Source organism: Pseudomonas sp. Irchel s3b2 (genome assembly GCF_900187445.1).
Lineage (GTDB): Bacteria > Pseudomonadota > Gammaproteobacteria > Pseudomonadales > Pseudomonadaceae > Aquipseudomonas.
Map to the genome: position 1 here is coordinate 345636 of NZ_FYEB01000004.1, position 17821 is coordinate 363456.

General features: G+C 59.8%; 12 protein-coding genes and 2 pseudogenes. 8 read left to right on the forward strand and 6 right to left on the reverse strand.

The window, feature by feature from the left end; translation table 11 throughout:
- Window positions 1-55: 55 nt before the first annotated feature.
- The 3 genes from CKW20_RS13070 to CKW20_RS13080 form a co-directional block, all read right to left on the reverse strand.
- Window positions 56-1705, reverse strand: a complete 1650-nt coding sequence (locus CKW20_RS13070) for a 3-(methylthio)propionyl-CoA ligase (RefSeq protein ID WP_095053257.1) — start codon at window positions 1703-1705, stop codon at window positions 56-58.
- 181 nt (window positions 1706-1886) lie between these two features.
- On the reverse strand, window positions 1887-2366 hold the full coding sequence (locus tag CKW20_RS13075) for a 2,4'-dihydroxyacetophenone dioxygenase family protein (RefSeq protein ID WP_095053258.1): 480 nt from the start codon (window positions 2364-2366) through the stop codon (window positions 1887-1889).
- 114 nt (window positions 2367-2480) lie between these two features.
- Window positions 2481-3353 (reverse strand): TauD/TfdA family dioxygenase, encoded by an 873-nt coding sequence (locus CKW20_RS13080; RefSeq protein ID WP_218228002.1) that lies wholly within the window; start codon window positions 3351-3353, stop codon window positions 2481-2483.
- Between the two features lie 736 nt (window positions 3354-4089).
- Between CKW20_RS13080 and CKW20_RS29835 the strand changes: the two are divergent.
- A pseudogene (locus tag CKW20_RS29835) lies at window positions 4090-4269 on the forward strand (integrase); the annotation flags it as partial.
- Between the two features lie 200 nt (window positions 4270-4469).
- Window positions 4470-4685: pseudogene (locus tag CKW20_RS29840) on the forward strand (ATP-binding protein); the annotation flags it as partial.
- A gap of 301 nt (window positions 4686-4986) precedes the next feature.
- Here the strand turns inward: CKW20_RS29840 and CKW20_RS13095 are convergent.
- Complete coding sequence (locus CKW20_RS13095; RefSeq protein WP_095053261.1) at window positions 4987-5610, reverse strand: glutathione S-transferase family protein; 624 nt, start codon at window positions 5608-5610, stop codon at window positions 4987-4989.
- Window positions 5611-5990: 380 nt separating this feature from the next.
- Here CKW20_RS13095 and CKW20_RS13105 point away from each other — a divergent pair, with 380 nt between their 5' ends.
- Entirely contained in the window at window positions 5991-7349 is a 1359-nt protein-coding gene (locus tag CKW20_RS13105; RefSeq protein WP_095053262.1) for an MATE family efflux transporter, read from the forward strand.
- Between the two features lie 16 nt (window positions 7350-7365).
- Here the strand turns inward: CKW20_RS13105 and CKW20_RS13110 are convergent, their stop codons facing one another.
- Both CKW20_RS13110 and CKW20_RS29845 read right to left on the reverse strand, forming a co-directional pair.
- Window positions 7366-8115, reverse strand: coding sequence for an SDR family oxidoreductase (locus tag CKW20_RS13110; protein WP_095053263.1), 750 nt, complete (start codon window positions 8113-8115; stop codon window positions 7366-7368).
- Between the two features lie 190 nt (window positions 8116-8305).
- The gene (locus CKW20_RS29845) at window positions 8306-8437 is read right to left on the reverse strand and encodes a hypothetical protein (RefSeq protein ID WP_256585040.1); all 132 of its coding nucleotides are present in this window, start codon (window positions 8435-8437) and stop codon (window positions 8306-8308) included.
- A 15-nt stretch (window positions 8438-8452) separates the two neighbouring features.
- Between CKW20_RS29845 and CKW20_RS13115 the strand changes: the two genes are divergently transcribed.
- From CKW20_RS13115 to CKW20_RS13135, 5 genes are read left to right on the forward strand one after another with little or no spacing between them, the layout of a single operon-like run.
- Window positions 8453-9244 carry a YfaP family protein gene (locus tag CKW20_RS13115; RefSeq protein WP_095053264.1) on the forward strand — a complete coding sequence of 264 codons (792 nt, stop codon included), beginning with the start codon at window positions 8453-8455 and terminating at the stop codon, window positions 9242-9244.
- 35 nt (window positions 9245-9279) lie between these two features.
- Complete coding sequence (locus CKW20_RS13120) at window positions 9280-10992, forward strand: DUF2138 domain-containing protein (protein ID WP_095053265.1); 1713 nt, start codon at window positions 9280-9282, stop codon at window positions 10990-10992.
- The gene (locus CKW20_RS13125) at window positions 10989-11627 is read left to right on the forward strand and encodes a DUF1175 family protein (protein WP_176466890.1); all 639 of its coding nucleotides are present in this window, start codon (window positions 10989-10991) and stop codon (window positions 11625-11627) included. The genes CKW20_RS13120 and CKW20_RS13125 overlap by 4 nt, the downstream gene beginning before the upstream one ends.
- On the forward strand, window positions 11624-16198 hold the full coding sequence (locus tag CKW20_RS13130) for an alpha-2-macroglobulin (protein ID WP_095053267.1): 4575 nt from the start codon (window positions 11624-11626) through the stop codon (window positions 16196-16198). Before CKW20_RS13125 ends, CKW20_RS13130 begins: the two co-directional genes overlap by 4 nt.
- 1 nt (window position 16199) lies before the next feature.
- Entirely contained in the window at window positions 16200-17819 is a 1620-nt protein-coding gene (locus CKW20_RS13135; protein ID WP_095053268.1) for a DUF2300 domain-containing protein, read from the forward strand.
- Window positions 17820-17821 lie beyond the last annotated feature (2 nt).

Consider the following 17821-nt stretch of genomic DNA (forward strand, 5'->3'; position numbering starts at 1 on the left):
ATCGCACTGTGCGTGGTCGCGATCACTCGCGGCCACGCACAGTGCATGCACCCGTTCAGCCGGCAGCCTTAACCATAAGATGGTCACCGAACTGCTCCCGCAGACGGTTCTTCTGGATCTTGCCCGTAGCGCCCAACGCAATTGTGTCGACAAAGATCACATCATCCGGCGTCCACCATTTCGCGATCTTGCCTTCATAAAAGGCGAGCAGTTCTTCCCGCGTCAGTGTTGCTTGCGGCTTCGTGACGACGATCAACAATGGGCGTTCGTCCCATTTTGCGTGTCTAGCGGCAATGCAGGCCGCCTGGGAGACTGCCGGATGGGCCATCGCAATGGTTTCCAGTTCGATGGAGCCTATCCATTCGCCACCCGACTTGATCACATCCTTACTGCGATCGGTGATCTGCATGAAGCCATCGACATCGATGGTCGCTACATCGCCGGTTGGGAACCACCCTTGACCTGCGTGTTCGAGCAGCGGCGAACTGTTTGCTTCGTTCCTGAAATAATCGCGCACCACCCATGGCCCGCGCACCAACAGCTCGCCCGAGGTTGCGCCGTCCCAGGGCAATTCCATGCCATCGGCGTCAACGATCTTCATGTCGACGCCAAACACCGCTCGGCCTTGCTTGGATTGCACGGCATGACGCTCTGCCGGGGACATTTCAATATGCCTGGCCTTGAGGGTGCCAACGGTTCCGATAGGGCTCAGTTCCGTCATCCCCCAGACGTGCAATACCGCTACACCGTAGGTTTGCTGAAAGGTGTGCAGCATGGACGGGGGACAGGTGGCGCCACCAATGATGCTGCGTTTCATGCTGGAGAATTGCCGGCCGGTTTTTTCCAGATGACCAAGAAGGCCTTGCCACACGGTCGGGACACCCGCGGACAGTGTCACCTGCTCGACTTCGAGCAGTTCGAACAGCGACTCTCCATCCAGAGCAGGTCCGGGAAAGACAAGCTTCGCACCGACCATGCACGCAATGTACGGAAGTCCCCAGGCGTTGATATGGAACATCGGCACAACGGGCAGAATCACGTCGTGTGCCGAACAATTCAGGGCGTCGGGGAGCGCGGCCGCATAGGTGTGCAGCACCGACGAACGATGACTGTACAAAACCCCTTTCGGGTTGCCCGTCGTGCCAGAGGTGTAGCAGAGCGTGCTGGCGGCATCCTCGTCGAAAATCGGCCAGGCGTAGTCAGGGGATCCCTCTTGAAGGAGGTCTTCATAGCACAGCAAATTGTCGATGCCGGCATCCTTGGGCATATGCGCCTGATCGGTCATGGCGATGAACGCCTTGACCCCATTGCAGCGCCCGGCGATGGACTTGATCAGCGGCAAGAAGGTCAAGTCGAAGAAGATGTACTGGTCTTCGGCGTGATTGGCGATGTAGGCGACCTGGTCTTCATGCAGACGAGGGTTGATGGTATGCACAATGGCACCCATGCCGGCAACGCCGTAGTACAACTCCAGGTGCCGATAGCCATTCCATGCCAGTGTGCCGATCCGCTCGGAAGGCTTGACGCCCAAGCGGGTCAGCGCGCTGGCAAGCTGGCGCGCGCGATGGTGGCAGTCACGGAAGGTGTAGCGATGGATATCGCCCTCCACCCGGCGGGATACGATCTGCGTATCGCCGTGATGGCGGTCGGCATGTTCAATGAGTGAGGAAATCAAAAGCTGCTTTTGCATCATCAGGCCTTTCATGGCATCGCTCCGCTCGCTTGTCTGTGATCGGGGAGCGAGCAGGCGGCCAGGCCCGGGTCAGATTTCGCGTCATGACCGCGACCCGTCACAGCCTGTTTCCCTCCCCTGAATGATTGCTAACCGGAAACTGGCCCGGTCGCCCCTTGAACCAGAGGCGCCGGGTTTTCCCGTGAAATCCGGGTCAGTTGAATGCCGTCAGGTCTTTCGGCGCGATGTCATGCTGCTCGCAGTAAGCAAGATAACGTTGCAACCCGGTCTTCCAGTTTTCCAGCGCGACGATGTTGTCGTTGCCGTCCAGGAACGCGAGATCGCCCGTCACTTGAACCAGCATGAGCGAATACCCGTCCGCGCTTCCCGTGCTGACGACTTCAGGTGTGTGAGTCGACGCGGCCGTCTCGTAGACGATGCTGCCGGGGCCAGCGATCCAGTCATGCTCCTTGTATTTCCACTGGCCTTCGATCGTGTAGACCATGACCGTGCCGGTGTGGTGGTGCTTGGGCAGCTGCATGTCCAGCGGCGCCTTCATCATGACGATCCATTCACCGCGGATCGGGTCAAGCTTGAAGTACTTCAGCAGGACGTTTTCCGCATAGGGCGTAAAGGGTATCCACGGCAGCGATTCGCCATCGATGACGGCAGTGTCTATGTGTTCGTAGAGCATAGGTATCTCCATTGTTTTTGTTTGAGGTCGAGCATTTGTGAGCGGCCAGGGCTGCCCGACTGACTCAGATGGTCGGTCGGGTGCCCTGAATTCCCCCGGAGGGAACCGTTTAGATCAGGTGAGCGGGGTACCTGCGAGGGTGGCGCGCAGCATCTTTCTGGGTGCATTGCCATAGTCAGCCACCGCGTAGTGCTGGACTTGCAGGTTGTCCCACATGGCAACCGTGTTGGTTCGCCACTTCAGGCGAACCTGGTATTCCGGAATCGCGGCCTGAGACATCAGGTAGTTCATCAGATGATGAGCCTCCGGCATGAAGTCCTGGCCGTAGCGGATATCCTCGAAGTTGAAGAAATTCGAGAAATGGGTCGTGAACGCGGAGTTGACGAACAAGACCTTTTCGCCAGTCTCTGGATGGGTAAGCACAACCGGGTGTTCAGCGGCAGGGTTCTTCGCAGCCATCGCATGACGTTCTTCGCGTGGCAACTGGGCGCCAAAGGTCTGCTCGGCACCGTGTTTTGCGTACAGGCGTTCGATTCGTTGCTTGATGGCCTGTGGCAGGTTTTCGTAAGCCATCACCATGTTGGAAAACAGCGTGTCGCCGCCGGCCTCCGGACCCAGTTCGCAGCGCAATACCGCGCCGCGGGGCGGCGCCTTCTTGTAGGTGACATCGGCATGCCAGAGGTTTTCGCGGCTGGCCTTTTCGACATAGCTCTTGGGCTTGCTCGGATCGAGATTGCGGTACAGCATCAGCAGCTTGTCCGCCTCCGGATGGCTCGGCGCCAGGGGATGGGCTTCCAGCTCAGCGAATTGCGCGGCGAAGTGCTGTTGCTCCAGGGGGGTGATGTCCTGATCGCGAAAGAACAGTACTTTATGCTTCAGCCATAGCGCCCTGATTTCTGCGATCAGTTCGGGGTCCTGGGCAGCATCGGCCAGATTGATGTTGCTGAGTTCGGCACCGATGGCGGGGGAGCAAATCTCCACCTTGATCGAATGCTGGCGCACTGACGACCGGATAGTGGCAGGTGCCGAGGGGGTAAGGGGTGAAGGAGTGTCTTGGGCTGCGGCGACTGTTGTCATTGTTGTCTCCAATCCGTGCTGTACGGCGGTGCGCAATATGAGCATCCGGTGTAGGTAACTGCCCCCTACCAGTTATTGATAGGGGTGGTCCTACAGTAGTGATTTCAGGCGCAAGACTATGGGCGTAGCGGGACAGTTTCTTCGCATATTGGGACGAAGAGCCGGGACCATGACTGGAAGAGGAATGACGGCCTAATTCGGAAGGTGCTTGGTCAAATTGACCGCGTAACTAGCGCGATATCCGGTTTTTCATCAAAGGATTTTGAAGCTCGTAGACAAATTCGAGCGTCTGCTTTTGGCCCGATTTCTGCCTGCAGTGAAGGGCTGCAGTCGACCTAGGCTGTGTGAAAACGTTTTAGAGCAAGTTTGACAGTCAGAATCGGAACAAAAATCGCGTTCCTATGCAAATTTTAGGTCTGGCTGACCAAGCAAACGCCGACAGATTTTACGTAGCAACGCAGACTTCAAAACGGCGCATGCGTTTTCACACAGCCTGGACCCAAAGCTGCCGGTGGCGATAGATAGTCAAAAACGGCCAAGTGCGGACTGACACACGGATTCCGTCCATTTGCGCGAACCAATGGGCACTCCATAACAACCGCTGAACCTAACGACTTTCGTAGAGAGGTTGCCTATGCAGGACACACCAACCATGTACGGTACCCACACGCTACGGAGAACCAAGGTATCGCTAATCTATCGCAGGACGAAGAACCTGAGAGCAGTGCAACTCCTGCTTGGCCGTACGAAGCTTGAATGTACCGTCAGATACCTGGGGATCGAGGTCGACGACGCCCTGGAAATGGCGGAACAGACGGACGTCTGACCACCCACTGCAACGGTCGAGGCTAGACGTCGCAGTCTCTTGCCAGGCTCGAGGTCGGCCAATGCCAGATCCCGACAGGGCCGAATGACTTCAATCACCATAACTGCCTGCCGTTACGCGGACGCGTTGATGCCAGCGTTGATTTGCCGGATGCAATTTTGCCAGACATTAAATGAAGTATTGGTTTTGGCACGGGAGGCCAATGGTTGCGCGGCTTGGCTGACGCAGTCGAGGTTTCCCACTGCGTCCACTACATCGAGGTGGACGATGATACTTGCCGAGGCCGGTTGCATCTTCGCAATGGCCGCGCAGAGCATGAGTTTGCAGCAACCGACGCTGAGTTCGATTTGATCACAAGCTACTTTCGGACACCCGAGGAGCAGGAGGGGCTCCAGATTAAAATTCACTGTCTCTGACGGTCAGTAATCGCCAAGGTAATGAGGTATCTGGAAGGTCTGCTATTGGCCGATTCTGTTGAAAAAGTCGGCCATGGTTTGCTCAGCGGAAAAGTGCGCGTCTGAATTTGAAATCTTTACTTTGGGCAGAGGCTTCCGGACTCAGATTTCACGTAGCAGCGTGCAAAAAAGGCGTTTTCACCGGTCAATGATCAGACAGTTTGGGCGGATCGACTTTTTCAACAGAATCGGCCGAAAGCTGGCGGTAGCGACAGGATGCTATCCACCCGTGAAGCGGACACAAAACTCCTCTGAGACCGTGTCATGGCGTCCCGTTTCTTCCGTACAGGCGGTAGCCTGGTCGACGACTCAAGCGTTCGTAATAGTCGCTCACGGCAGGAAAGTCCGGATGAGCAAGCGGTGTTTCAAACCACCGATTAACTGACAGGCCGATCGGTATATCTGCGAGAGAAAACTCATCGCCGCTGACGTAGGCCCCGGTTGAATCGAGCTGTCGATTGAGGATCTCCATGTACCTCGACCAGTTGTTGCACGCGGCCGCCAACGCACGGCTGTCCTGATGCTCAGGCGAATGCCTGACCAGCGACATGAAGGCATAACTCCACGACTTGTTGAGATCTGACGCTTGCCAATCGATCCATTGATCCACCCGCGCTTTGGCTCTCGCTTCAGTCGGGTAAAGGTGAACGCCGTTGTAGCGCGATGCCAGGTAGCGAATGATCGAGTTTGACTCCCAAAGAATGAAGTCGTCGTCCTGGATGACCGGCACCATGGCATTGGGATTCAGCGCCAGGAATTCAGGTGTGTGCGTCGATCTGAAGCCAGAACCCCAATCCACCCGCTCAAAGGGAATTTCAATCTCGGCGCAGGCCCAGAGCACCTTTCGTACATTGATCGACGATGCCTTACCCAATATGCGCAACATTCCATGTCCTTATCGTTCGGGGTAGTTGGTCTGAACTACTGACTCTATCGCCTTGTGGAGCGGATTGTCCAGAGTCTGCTTTTGGCCGATTGTGTTGAAAAAGTCGGCCCTTCCAGACTGCCCGCATACTGACTGCTGAAAACGCCTTTTTTGCACGCAGCTATGCGAAATCTGAGCCCGGAATCCTCTGCTCAAAGTAAAGATTTCAATCTCAAGCGCGTACTTTTCTGCCGTGGAAACCATGGCCGACTTTTTCAACAGAATCGGCCGAAAGCAGACATTACTCATGCCACCCAAATCCGCAAAACAGAAGCGCCTCGTTCCCAGTTCCGTAGCGTAGAATTTCCCAAATGCCAACCCCCACCCGAGACGGAACCTCAATGCAAACCCCCACCAAATCCCACCCCCTCTGGCAAACCTACCTCCTATTCCTCGCCCCCATGGTCCTCTCCAATTTCCTTCAATCCATGTCCGGCACGATCAACAGCATCTACATCGGCCAAATGCTCGGCACCCAGGCTCTCGCGGCGGTATCGGGCATGTTCCCCATCGTGTTCTTCTTCATCGCCCTGGTCATCGGCCTCGGCGCGGGCGCTGGGGTGTTGATCGGCCAGGCCTGGGGCGCTCGTGAGCCGCATTTGGTGAAGGCTATCGCCGGTTCGACGTTGCTGTTGGGGGCGATGATCGGGTTAGTGGCGGCGGTGTTGGGCAGTGTGTTTGCGCGGCCGGCGTTGCAGGGGTTGGGGATGCCGGCGGATGTGCTGGACGATGCGGTGGCGTATGCGCAGGTGATGATGTGGATCTTGCCGTCGCTGTTGGTGTTTGTGTTGTTTACGCAGTTGCTGCGTGGGGTGAGCGATACGCTGTCGCCGTTGTTGGCACTGGTGGTGTCGACGTGTGTCGGGCTGGCGCTGACGCCGGCGTTGATTCTCGGGTGGTTGGGGCTGCCGCCGATGGGAATTCAGAGTGCGGCGTGGGCGGGGTTGGTGGGTAACTTGTCGGCGATGGGGTGGCTGGCGTGGCGGTTGATTCGCAAGGGGCATCCGTTGGCGCCGGATCGGGAGATGTTGGCGGCGATGCGGCTGGACATGGAGATCCTCGGCAAGGTGCTGCGCATCGGGCTGCCGACCGGGTTGCAGATGGTAGTGCTGTCGTTGTCGGAGTTGGTGATTCTGGCACTGGTGAACCAGCACGGTTCTCAGGCGACGGCGGCGTATGGGGCGGTGACGCAGATCGTCAATTACGTGCAGTTCCCGGCACTGTCGATTGCGATCACGGCGTCGATCCTCGGTGCGCAGGCCATCGGCGCCGGGCGCATCGAGCGCATGGGGCCGATTCTGCGCACGGGGTTGTTGATCAATGTGTGCCTGACCGGTGGCCTGGTGGTGTTGGGGTATCTGTTGTCGCACTGGTTGCTGGGGTTGTTTCTCACGGATGATTCTACGCGGGTGATGGCCGAACACCTGTTGCACATCATGCTCTGGAGCCTGTTGGTGTTTGGCTTTCAGGCGATCATCGGCGGCATCATGCGCGCCAGCGGCACGGTGTTGGTACCGGTGGCGGTTTCGATCATTTGCGTGGTCGGTGTGCAATTGCCGGTGGCGTATCTGCTGGATGCGCGCTTTGGGCTGCAAGGTGTGTGGATGGCGTTTCCGGTGGCGTACCTGGGCATGCTGATGCTGCAGACGCTGTATTACAAAATGGTCTGGCAGCATCAGAAGATCGAGCGGTTGGTGTAGGGCCCTCGTTTGAGTATCAAACGCTGCTCTTGAGCCAGGTTTCGAAGCGCGTCGGCCCGACGATGGGGTGTTCTCCCGGCGTCAGCGAGTGGTCATCGATCGGCGCACCGAAGTAGGGGACCGTGTCGTCCGCTTGGGCCTGGCGCGGGTCGTTGGTGTGTTGCAAAAACAGGCGCACGAATTCCACCAGCGGCCAGCGTTCAGGGCCGGCTACTTCCAAGGTCTGGTTGCTCGGCGCTTGCACCGCGACTTTCGCCAGCGCCGTCGCGACATCGACCGCGGCAATCGGTTGCAGCTCGGCGGAGGTCAAACGCACGGTGTCGCCTTCTTGCACGCCTGAGTACGAAATGGCTCCGATGAATTCGAAAAACTGCGTGGCCCGCAGGATTGTGTAAGGGATGCCTGAGTTTTTGATGAGTGTTTCCTGCGCCATTTTCGCCCGGAAGTAACCGCTGTCGAGCATGCGCTCGGTGCCCACCACCGACAGGGCGACATGGTGTTTGACGCCTGCGGTTTTCTCGGCGGCAAGCAGGTTGCGCCCGCTGGTTTCGAAGAACTCGAGCACGGCAGCGTCTTCGAAGGAGGGCGAGTTGGCCACGTCGACCACTACGTCGGCGCCTTGTAAGGCCTCTTGTAATCCTTCGCCGGTGAGGGCGTTGACGCCGGTGCTCGGTGACGCGGCCAGGACTTCATGCCCCAGGTCTTGCAGGTTTTTGCACAGGTGTCTGCCGATCAGCCCGGTACCGCCAATGACGACGATTTTCATGTTCAGTCTCCCGATGCGTGCGCAGTGGGTGCAGTGGCTTTAAATCCTGCAACCATTAAAGACCCGGAATCTGCTGAATGACGGCGGGGCGACGATCGGGTTATCGGAAAGAATGCAGCCCGGTTCACAAAAAGATCAGAAAATTGCACTGCTGGCAATGTTATATTGCCGGCCTCTGGCCTAATGCCAGTTAAGCCGCTTTTTTGTAGGAGCCAGGCTTGCCGGCGAAGGCGTTCTCAAGGACGCCTTCGCCGGCAAGCCTGGCTCCTACAGACAGATCAAACACCGCGCCGAGGATCGGGCGCCAGGTTTCGTTATGCATGGCAGGAGGCGTTACATGCGTTGTGTTCGTTCACTGCTGATCACGCTGGTCTGCGCCCAGGTGGCATGGGCCGAGCCCACGGCCGAGTTGTCGGAGCCGGTGGGCGGCTGGCGTTATCACGGCCTGCTGGACCGCAGTGAAAACCCTCGCGTCGCCTATCCCACGCCGCCCATCGACCGGGGCGTGCAGCGCAATCGCACGATGATCGAAGGCCAGCTCAAGGCTCTCGGCACACTCCGACCGCCGCACAGCCTGGCGGTCAACGGCAATCCCCTGAATTTGTACACCGACGACCAAGGACGTTTTGCCCGGCCGTATGCGTTCGGCGCCGGGTCCAACAGCGTCGAAGTGCGCAGTTCCGAGGGCAAGTCACTCAAGCGCGTTCAATTCTATGAAGCCAACAACCTGCGCACGCCGGCGCGGATTCGCGTGGTGCTGGGCTGGGACGATCCCAAGGCTGAACTCGACCTGCACATCATTACCCCCGACGGCCAACATGCGTTCTGGGCTCGCCCGGCGATGAGCAATGGCGGCGGGTTGGACCCGGACGGCGTCGATGGCCCCGGGCCGGAGATGTTCACCATGACCGCGCCGATGCATGGCACTTATCTGGTTTACGTGAACTATTGGGGCAACTTCGGCAGCGGCGGCTATAACTTCGATGAGACCAGCAACCAGAACGAGGTGATCACCTCGCAAATCAATCTGGTGCTCAACGAAAACACCGTCGACGAAAAACGCGAGACGTTCATCGTGCCCTTGCGGGCAATCGGCGACCTGCTGCTGGTCAAGACTTTCAACTATTAAACATCCCGCACCACGGATGAATTGGGTTTGTGAACATGAGTGATAAGACTGTTTCCCCGGCCGCCGACACGCCAGCCGCCAAACCTCCTCGTCGCTGGCCGGCGCTGCTGGTCGGGCTGTGCCTGGTGGCCGGCGTGGCGGGCGGGTTGGGGTGGTTCCTGAACAAACCCAAGGCCCCGCCGGCGGAACTGGCCAGTGACAAACTGGGCATGAGCCGGCCGGACGGTCTGCTCGAAACCCACTCCCTGAGCCAGCTGCCCAAGGACTTGCTGGCGGTGCCGTTTCTCAAGGAAACCCTGACCGAAGATTTCGTCTTCTATTACGAAGCCCACGCCGACCGTCTCGGTTTGATCGGCAGTCTGCGGCGGATCATTTACGAGCATGACCTGAAGTTGCAAGACAGCCTGATCGAGCAACTCTTCGATCAACCGGCGGATGTGGCGCTGTGGCGCGGGGCGGATGGGCGTCTCAAGGATTTCCTGTTGGTGATGGATCGCGGCGGGCTGGCCAAGGTGCTGGAGCCGCTTGCGAAAGTGGTGCTGGATGATACGCAGCTGAGCAAACTCAGTGAGGTGAAAGTCGGCGCCGACGCTGTCACGCTTTATCAGCTCAACTACAACGCCAGCAAGTCATTGGTGTTCGCCTCCCACGGCGACAAACTGGTGGTGCTGTCCAATCCGGCCAAGCTCTACGATCCGGAAAACGGCGCCTCGGAGGATGCCGGCAGCGTTTCGACCAAAGCCATCGCCGCCTTGCTCAACGGCGACAAACTCTTCCCCGAAGCCTTCGGCCTGCCACCGCGTACGCCCGAGGTGAAACAGCGTCTCTCGGTCAATTCCAGCGTGCTGGCCATGGGTTACCAGCGCTTCATCCCGAACTTCGCCGGCCTGCGTTTCGACATGGATGACAAGGGTTGGCACAGCTTCCTCGCCATGGACGAACTGGACAACCAGCCGGACTTCGACTTCAAACCGATCTGGCAAGCCATGCCGATGGGCGCCAGCGCCTGCGTGGCCTTGCCCCTGGCCGCCGAACAACAGCAACCGCTGCTGGTGAAACTCGGTGCCGAAGAGTCCGTGGCTCAGGCCTTGACCGAACACATGGCCGGTGCGGCCGGCCTGTGCTGGTACGCCGAGTCGCGGCTGTACACGCCGCTGCTGGTGGCCAGCCTGAATGACGATGACAGCGCCAAACTCGACGGCGACCTGGGCAACCTGTTCGGCTCGATGGTCGGCGCCTACGAAGGCAAAGTCGCCGATCACGCGTTCCCGGTGGTCGAGAAACAGCAAGGCCAGACCCATCAGTGGCAGCGTCAGGTCAGCTCCAACTTCGGTCCCTATAAGGCCAAGGATGCCGAGCAACCGGACGCGATCACCGGCAAAGCCTTTATGCGCGTAAGCCTGGCGCGTCACGGTTCGACGCTGCTGTTTTCCCTCGACGACAAACTGGTCGACAAAGCGCTGGGCACCTTGGACAAACGCTTCCCACCGCTGGCTGACGTACTGCCGAAAGACCTGCTGATGCCGATCTATTTCGGTCCGGATTCCATGGCGCAACTGATGCAGCAGGAAACCCTCGACAGCCTGCCGCAAGACATGGAACCGGTGTTTTACAACGCCGCGCAAACTTACCTGATTCCGAAACTGCGCACCCTCGGCGGCTACGGCAAATACGCCCTGACCTTGCCCAAAGGCAGCGAGCCTGACGGCCATTGGCAGTGGCTGCCGCTGGAGTGGAAAGCTCTGTGACCGCACTCATCCGAGGCCTCGGCCTGCTGGCGTTGCTGCTAGGGACTCGCACCTTTGCCAGCGAAGCCCCGGCGCTCGACCCGCAGCAATCCCAGGTATTTCGCGCCTGGTTCGTGCGCATCGCCCAGGAACAACTGACCCAAGGCCCGAGCCCGCGCTGGTATCAGCAGGACTGCGCCGGGCTGGTGCGGTTCGCCGCCAACGAAGCGCTGAAAGTCCATGACGACAAATGGCTGCGCAGCAATGGCCTGTCCAATCGCTACCTGCCGCCGGAACTGCAACTGAGCAACGCCCAACGCGGCCTCGCCCAGCAATGGCAGCAGGGCGGCGGCAAGGTCGGGCCCTACGTCAACGCAATCAAACTGATCCAGTTCAACAGTCATCTGGTCGGTCGCGATCTGGCCCACGCCCGGCCCGGCGACCTGATGTTTTTCGATCAGGGCGACGACCAGCACCTGATGATCTGGATGGGCCGCTTCATCGCCTATCACACCGGCACCACCACCCCCAATGACAACGGCATGCGCTCCGCAAGCCTGCAACAACTCATGACATGGAAGGACACCCGATGGATACCCGACGCAGCCAACCCCAACTTCATCGGCGTCTATCGACTGAACTTCCTCTCCCAATGATCGGTGCCCGCATGCTGCGCATTTGCTCTCGAATTCCACTGCTGCTGGCCCTGCTGGTACCTTTGACCACGGTCAACGCCGAAGACACCGTCGAGCCGAGCGGCTATACGCCGGTGGCCGGTGAGAGTTTCTTCCTGCTGGCCGACAGCAGTTTCGCCAGTGATGAACAGGCGATGGTTCGCCTCGAAGCGCCGGGCCGGGATTACCGTCGGTTCCGCATGGAACCTTACGGCGGCGCGGACATTCGCGTGTATCGCATCGACAAGCCGCTGGATTTCCTCAAGCGCCAGAAGAACCTGCACCGCGTAGTCAGTGACGGCCAGTTCAAGGGCGAAGGCCTGTCGAACACCCTCGCGTATTTGTGGGACAACTGGTACCGCAAATCCCGTCGGGTGATGCAGCGGGCGTTTTCCTACGAGTCGCGTCAACAAGTCACCGAGGAAGTGCCGGAACTGAAGATGGGCACCGCCATCGCCGCGCCAACGCCTTACGACGCACAACCGCAGTTCGCGTTGATTCCAGGCCTGCCGGTGGTCAGTCAATTCCGTTATCCGCTGTGGCAAGCCAAACCGATCCAGCCGCCTAAGGGCGTGAACCTGGCCGGTTCTTCCAGCGAATTCGTCAGTGTCTCGCCGGGCAACGTGTACATTCCGTTGGGCAACCTGAAACCGGGCCTGTATCTGGTGGAAGCGCTGATCGGCAAGTACCGCGCGACCACCATGGTCTTCGTCTCCAACACCGTGGCCGTGAGCAAGATTGCCGGCGATGAATTGCTGGTGTGGGCTGCGCGCAAACACGAGGGCAGTTCGGTGCCCAAGGTCAATGTGCTGTGGACCGACGGCCTGGGCGTGATGAGCAGCGGCGCGACTGACGCCGATGGTTTGCTGCGACTGAAACACGTCAGCCCGGAGCGTTCGTTCGTGATCGGCGAGGACGAAGAGGGCGGGGTGTTCGTCTCCGAGAATTTCTATTACGACAGCGAAATCTACGACACCAAACTTTATGCATTCACCGACCGGCCGCTGTATCGGCCGGGGGATTGGGTGTCGCTGAAAATCGTCGGCCGCGAGTTCAAGAATGCGCGGGATTCCGTGGCGCCGGCCGCTGCCGACGTTAATGTGACTGTGCTAGATGCCACTGGCACTGCATTGCAGTCGCTGGCGCTGAAGCTCGATTCCAAGGCCGGCACTCAGGGCCGTTTCCAGTTGCCGGACAACGCGGTGGCGGGCGGTTATGAGCTGCGTTTCAGCTACAAGGATCAGGCCTACAGCAGTGCCTTCCGTGTCGCTGAATACATCAAGCCGCACTTCGAAATTTCCCTGAACCTGGCCAAGCAGGATTACCGCACCGGCGAACCGGTGAAGGGCAGTCTGGTGTTGTTGTACCCGGACGGCAAACCGGTGGCCAACGCCAAGGTAAGCCTGAGCCTGCGCGCCCAACAATTGTCGATGGTCGATAACGAACTGCAGTACCTCGGGCAATTCCCGGTGGAGCTGACCAGTGCCGAATTGACTACCGACGCCAAGGGCAACGCAAGCCTCGATCTGCCCGCCGCCGAGAAACCGAGCCGCTACATGCTCACCGTGTTCGCCAGCGATGGCGCGGCGTATCGGGTCAAGACCACCAAGGAAATCCTCATCGATCGCGGCGCCGCCAGTTTCCGCTTGAGCGCGCCGCAGCGGTTCAGCGCGGTGGGCGGCAAGGTTGCATTCAGCTACGTCAATGAAGGTGGCAGCGAGCAGAGCAAAGCGGTCAACCCGAGCAGCTACAGCTGGGTGCGACTCGAAGATCAAACCACTGGCGAAGGTAAACTCGCCGCCAAAGATAAAGGCTTCACCCTGGCCTTTGACCGTCCGGGCACTTACAACCTGACGCTGAAAGATGACCATGGCCGCGTACTTGGCGCGACCGGTCATTCGGTCACTGGCGACGGCGTCAAAGCCGTGCCCGGCACCGTGGAAATCGTCCTCGACAAACCTGAGTACAAGGCGGGCGACGAAGCCCTCGCGTTGATCACTTTCCCCGAGCCGATCATCGATGCGCTGTTGTCGCTTGAGCGCGACAAGGTCGAGGCCACCGCGCTGCTGTCCAAGGGCAGCGACTGGCTGAAGATGGAAAAACTCAGCGACACCCAATACCGCGCGCGCATTCTGGTGAAGGACAACTTCGCGCCGAATCTGACCTTCTCCGTGCTTTACACCAAGGGTGGTCAGTACAGTTTCCAGAACGCCGGCATCAAGGTGATCGCGCCGCAAATCGACGTGGCCATCACCACTGACAAAGAGGCGTATCAGCCGGGCGATACCGTGTCGGTTGACCTGACCACGCAGTTCGCCGGCAAGCCGATTCCGGCGCACCTGACGGTCAGCGTGGTCGATGAAATGGTCTACGCGCTGCAACCGGAAGTCGCGCCGACCATCGATCAGTTCTTCTATCACCCGCGCCGCAATAACGTGCGCACCAGCGCCAGTTTGTCGTTCATCAGCTACGACGTCGCATTGCCGGGCAGCCCAGGCGCACCGGGTAAAGCCAATCGCAGCGAGCGTGGCGTGAAAGTGTTGGAGCGGCCGCGTCGCGAAGACGTCGACACCGCTGCGTGGCAGCCCGAATTGATCACCGACGCCAATGGCAAAACCCGCTTCACCTTCAAAATGCCGGACTCCTTGACCCGCTGGCGCATCACCGCCCGAGCCATCGCCGATGACGGCCAGGTCGGGCAGAAGAAGCAATTTGTTCGCTCGGAAAAACCGCTGTACCTGAAGTGGAGCGGCCCGACCCGATTCCGCACGGGCGACAAACCGGATCTCGGTGTGTTCGCTTTCAGTCAGGCCGAGCAATCGGTCAAGGCTGAGCTGGTGGTTCATTACGCGGGCGCCGAGCAACGTGTGCCGGTCACGTTGAACAACGGCATCAACTACATCGCACTGCCAGCGTTCACAGTGGCCAATGGCGAGTGGACCGCCGAGCTGGTGCAGGACGGCAAAACAGCTGATGCCCTGGCGGTGCGCCTGACCGCGACCGGCGAAGGCTGGCAGGTGACGCAAAGCCAAAGTCTGGACGTGGTCAGCGGTGATACACCGCTGACCTTGCCGGCAGACGCCACGGATATTCGCCTGCGTCTGGATGACAGTCCGCAAGCGCTGTTCCGTTCGGCGCTTGATGATTTGCTGAGCTATCCGTACGGCGGTGTCGAACAGACGGCCAGCCGTTTGCTGCCGCTGAGCATCGCTTATCCGACCTTGTCGTCGAACCCGCAGATCCGCGATCGCTTGCGTTTGATCATGCAGAACAGCCGCCTGCGCTTGGTGCAAATGGCCGGCCCGTCGGCGAGCTTCACTTGGTGGGGCTATGACGGTGAGCCGGACGCGTTCCTCACTGCTTACGCCTATTACGCCGACTGGCACGCCAGTAAAGCGCTGGAACTGAGCCTGCCGCCGGAGCATTGGCAGCGGGTGCTGGAGGTGTACGCCAAGCAGGCGCAGAACACGCCGCTGTTGCAGCGTGCGCTGATTCTGTCGTTCGCCAAACAGATGCAGTTGCCGGTGAACACGCTGCTCAGCGGTTTGATCGACGACCTGGTGAAAGCCGGCGAAGGCCATGCGGCGAGCATGATGGACGATGGCGCAGAGAGCCTGGTCATGAGCGATCCGGATTCGGCGTTGGGGCTGGCCAGCGCTCGAGTGCTGACCGCCTCGTTGGCGCGTCAGGCCAAGGTCAATCTGCCGTCGGCGTTCAATGGTCAATTGGAGGCTGCGCAACAACAAGTCGCCGTCAGTTCTCAACCGTTTGTCGAAGCGCTGAACCTGTCGCTGCAAGCTTTCGATCAGGCGCATGCGCAAGCATTGTTGCAACGCCTGTTGCCGCAGCAATCGACCCTGGAGCGCGCCTTGGCGCTGACCTGGCTGCAACGCAGCATCGAACAGGCATCGCCCACTATCGCACTGGCGCCGGGTGAAGGCTGGAAGAAGAAGTACGGTGATACCGGTGAGATGTATTGGACGTGGCAGGGCGCTTCGCCTGTGCCGGCAGTGTTGTCGCTGACCGGGGAGCAAGAGCGTCCGCTGCGTGCCGCGTTGAGCTTCCAGAGCAAGCAACCGCCAGTGAGCCCGATGGCGGTGACCATCACCCGTCGGCTGTCGCGTCTGGTGCCGGGTGACGAAGCGTTCGAATTCAAACTCGAAGCCGTCGGCAGCAAACCGTTGTCCAGCGACAGCCTGTACCTGGACGAAATAATCATCACCAGCAAGGCTGCGAAACCGCTGCGCTACGGCATGCTCGAAGTGCCGCTGCCACCGGGCGCGGACGTCGAGCGCACCACGTGGGGCATCAAGTTGATGGGCAAGGCCGGCACTGAGCCGACCGCGCTGGAGAAGGCTCGTTTCGAACCGGGGCAAATGGCTTACGCGATCCCGGTGGACGCCTTGAGCGGTGAATTGCGCCTGCGTCATCTGGTGCGCTTCTCGCAAAAAGGTCAGTTCAGCCTGCCACCGGTGCGTTTCACTCAGGTCTACGCACCGCAGAACCAGGCTCAGGAACAGAAACCGGCGCTCGGTCAGGTCACGGTTCACTGACATGCCCCGGCGTCTGGTCTGGTGGCTGCTGTGTTTGATGCCTGCGCTGGCGACAGCGCAGGACGAGCCGTTGCGCCTGGGCTTCAAGGGTGAATTGCTTTCGTTGAGCGGGACTCAGGTGATCTCGCGTGAGCCATTGCCTGCTGATGTGCAGACGCCGCTGGGCAGTGTGTGGAAGTTGTTTGTCTACGGTTGGCTGGTGGACACCGGCGCGCGTGAACCGGCTTATGAGTGTCGCGGGCAATCGAAGGAGGAGGTTTATTGCTGCACCGCGGGCGGCAGGATTGAGCGCGATCAGGCGTTGGTGAAGTCCTGCGGCTTGTACTTTGAGCCTGCGCGTTTGGGCATTGCTGGCGCTGAATGGCGCGAGTATTGGCAGGCGAGACAAGCGCCGAAGTGGTTGCTGGATTTGCCATCGTTGCAACCGCAGACCCGGGTTTCGGTGGCTGAGTTGCTGAAGGTATTGGCCGTGATGCCGGCGCAGGATCAGGCGCGGCGGGTATTACTCGATGTGGTGCTTAATGCGGCTGACGGCAATGTTGTGGGCGAACTCGGCGGCCGGTTGCGAGTGAAAACCTGGAGCTGGCTGGGGGATCAGGATCCTTCGTCGCGTCAGGGCGGATTTGCTGGCTGGACGGCTGATGGCACGCCGATCTGGGCTGGTGGGCGCGGCACCAGTCAGATGGTTTTGCGCAATTACGGTCCAGCGCTGGCGACGGTATTGCCTTCTTCATGGCCAGCCGAGGCGGGGAAGTGTGTCGAAGTCGGCCTGTTCGCGCGTTATCCGCTGAAACGCGTGCTGTCGGGGGATCGCGTGTTAGCGCCCGGGCCCTTGCAAGGTGACTATCGTGTCGAGTTCGCCAACGGCAATCAACTCGATATCCATAGCGACGGTGAGTTGTTCTTGCTCAAAGACAAACTCGTCGCTCGCCTGGACCGCGAAGAATACGTCGCCCGCGTTCTGCAGCGCGAAGCCAGGCCGGAACCTGCCGAAGCCGCCAAAGCCCTGAGCGTCGCGATCCGCACCTACCTGCTGCAAAACGCCACGCGCAACGGTGATTGCCTGAGCATCGATGACAGCAGCAACCGACAACGCGTCGCCCCACGCCCGGCCGCGACCGAGTCGCGCAACATCGCCGCGTGGACCAGCGACCTCGTCCTCGCCGGCAGCAACGTCACCTATCACTCCGACCAACCGGGGCCGGACAAGCTCTCTTGGCTGCAAGCCGTCGAACAGGCCAATGCCGGTCAACGCTACGACGCCATCCTGCTGCACGCTTACCCGCGCGCGAGCCTCAGCCGCTGGGACAATCCCGTCGCTTCCTGCGAGGCATTGCCCGCCGCGCAAGACTGGCTGCTGAGCCAGCGTCGCGGCTGGCGTCCGCGGTTGGAAAGCGAGGTCGGCTACAGCGAAGTCGGCGCTTTCGCCGTCTGCCGCCTGGCTTTCGGCCGTCCTTTTGTCGACCGCGAACGCCAGCGCATTTACGTGCGCGGCGTGCTGTCGCTGCAAGACCGCCTCGACCTGACCCACGAATACCTGCACCTGGCCTTCGAAGCACACCCCAACGGCCAGGATGAAACCTACATCGAAGGGCTCGCCCGCCACCTCTTGCTGGAATAGGT

Excerpts from the sequence above, each read along its gene's own strand:
- CKW20_RS13070 (WP_095053257.1), bottom strand. The coding sequence starts at position 1,705 with ATGAAAGGCCTGATGATGCAAAAGCAGCTTTTGATTTCCTCACTCATT.
- CKW20_RS13075 (WP_095053258.1), bottom strand. The coding sequence starts at position 2,366 with ATGCTCTACGAACACATAGACACTGCCGTCATCGATGGCGAATCGCTG.
- CKW20_RS13095 (WP_095053261.1), bottom strand. The coding sequence starts at position 5,610 with ATGTTGCGCATATTGGGTAAGGCATCGTCGATCAATGTACGAAAGGTG.
- CKW20_RS13105 (WP_095053262.1), top strand. The coding sequence starts at position 5,991 with ATGCAAACCCCCACCAAATCCCACCCCCTCTGGCAAACCTACCTCCTA.
- CKW20_RS13110 (WP_095053263.1), bottom strand. The coding sequence starts at position 8,115 with ATGAAAATCGTCGTCATTGGCGGTACCGGGCTGATCGGCAGACACCTG.
- CKW20_RS29845 (WP_256585040.1), bottom strand. The coding sequence starts at position 8,437 with ATGCATAACGAAACCTGGCGCCCGATCCTCGGCGCGGTGTTTGATCTG.
- CKW20_RS13115 (WP_095053264.1), top strand. The coding sequence starts at position 8,453 with ATGCGTTGTGTTCGTTCACTGCTGATCACGCTGGTCTGCGCCCAGGTG.
- CKW20_RS13120 (WP_095053265.1), top strand. The coding sequence starts at position 9,280 with ATGAGTGATAAGACTGTTTCCCCGGCCGCCGACACGCCAGCCGCCAAA.
- CKW20_RS13130 (WP_095053267.1), top strand. The coding sequence starts at position 11,624 with ATGATCGGTGCCCGCATGCTGCGCATTTGCTCTCGAATTCCACTGCTG.
- CKW20_RS13135 (WP_095053268.1), top strand. The coding sequence starts at position 16,200 with ATGCCCCGGCGTCTGGTCTGGTGGCTGCTGTGTTTGATGCCTGCGCTG.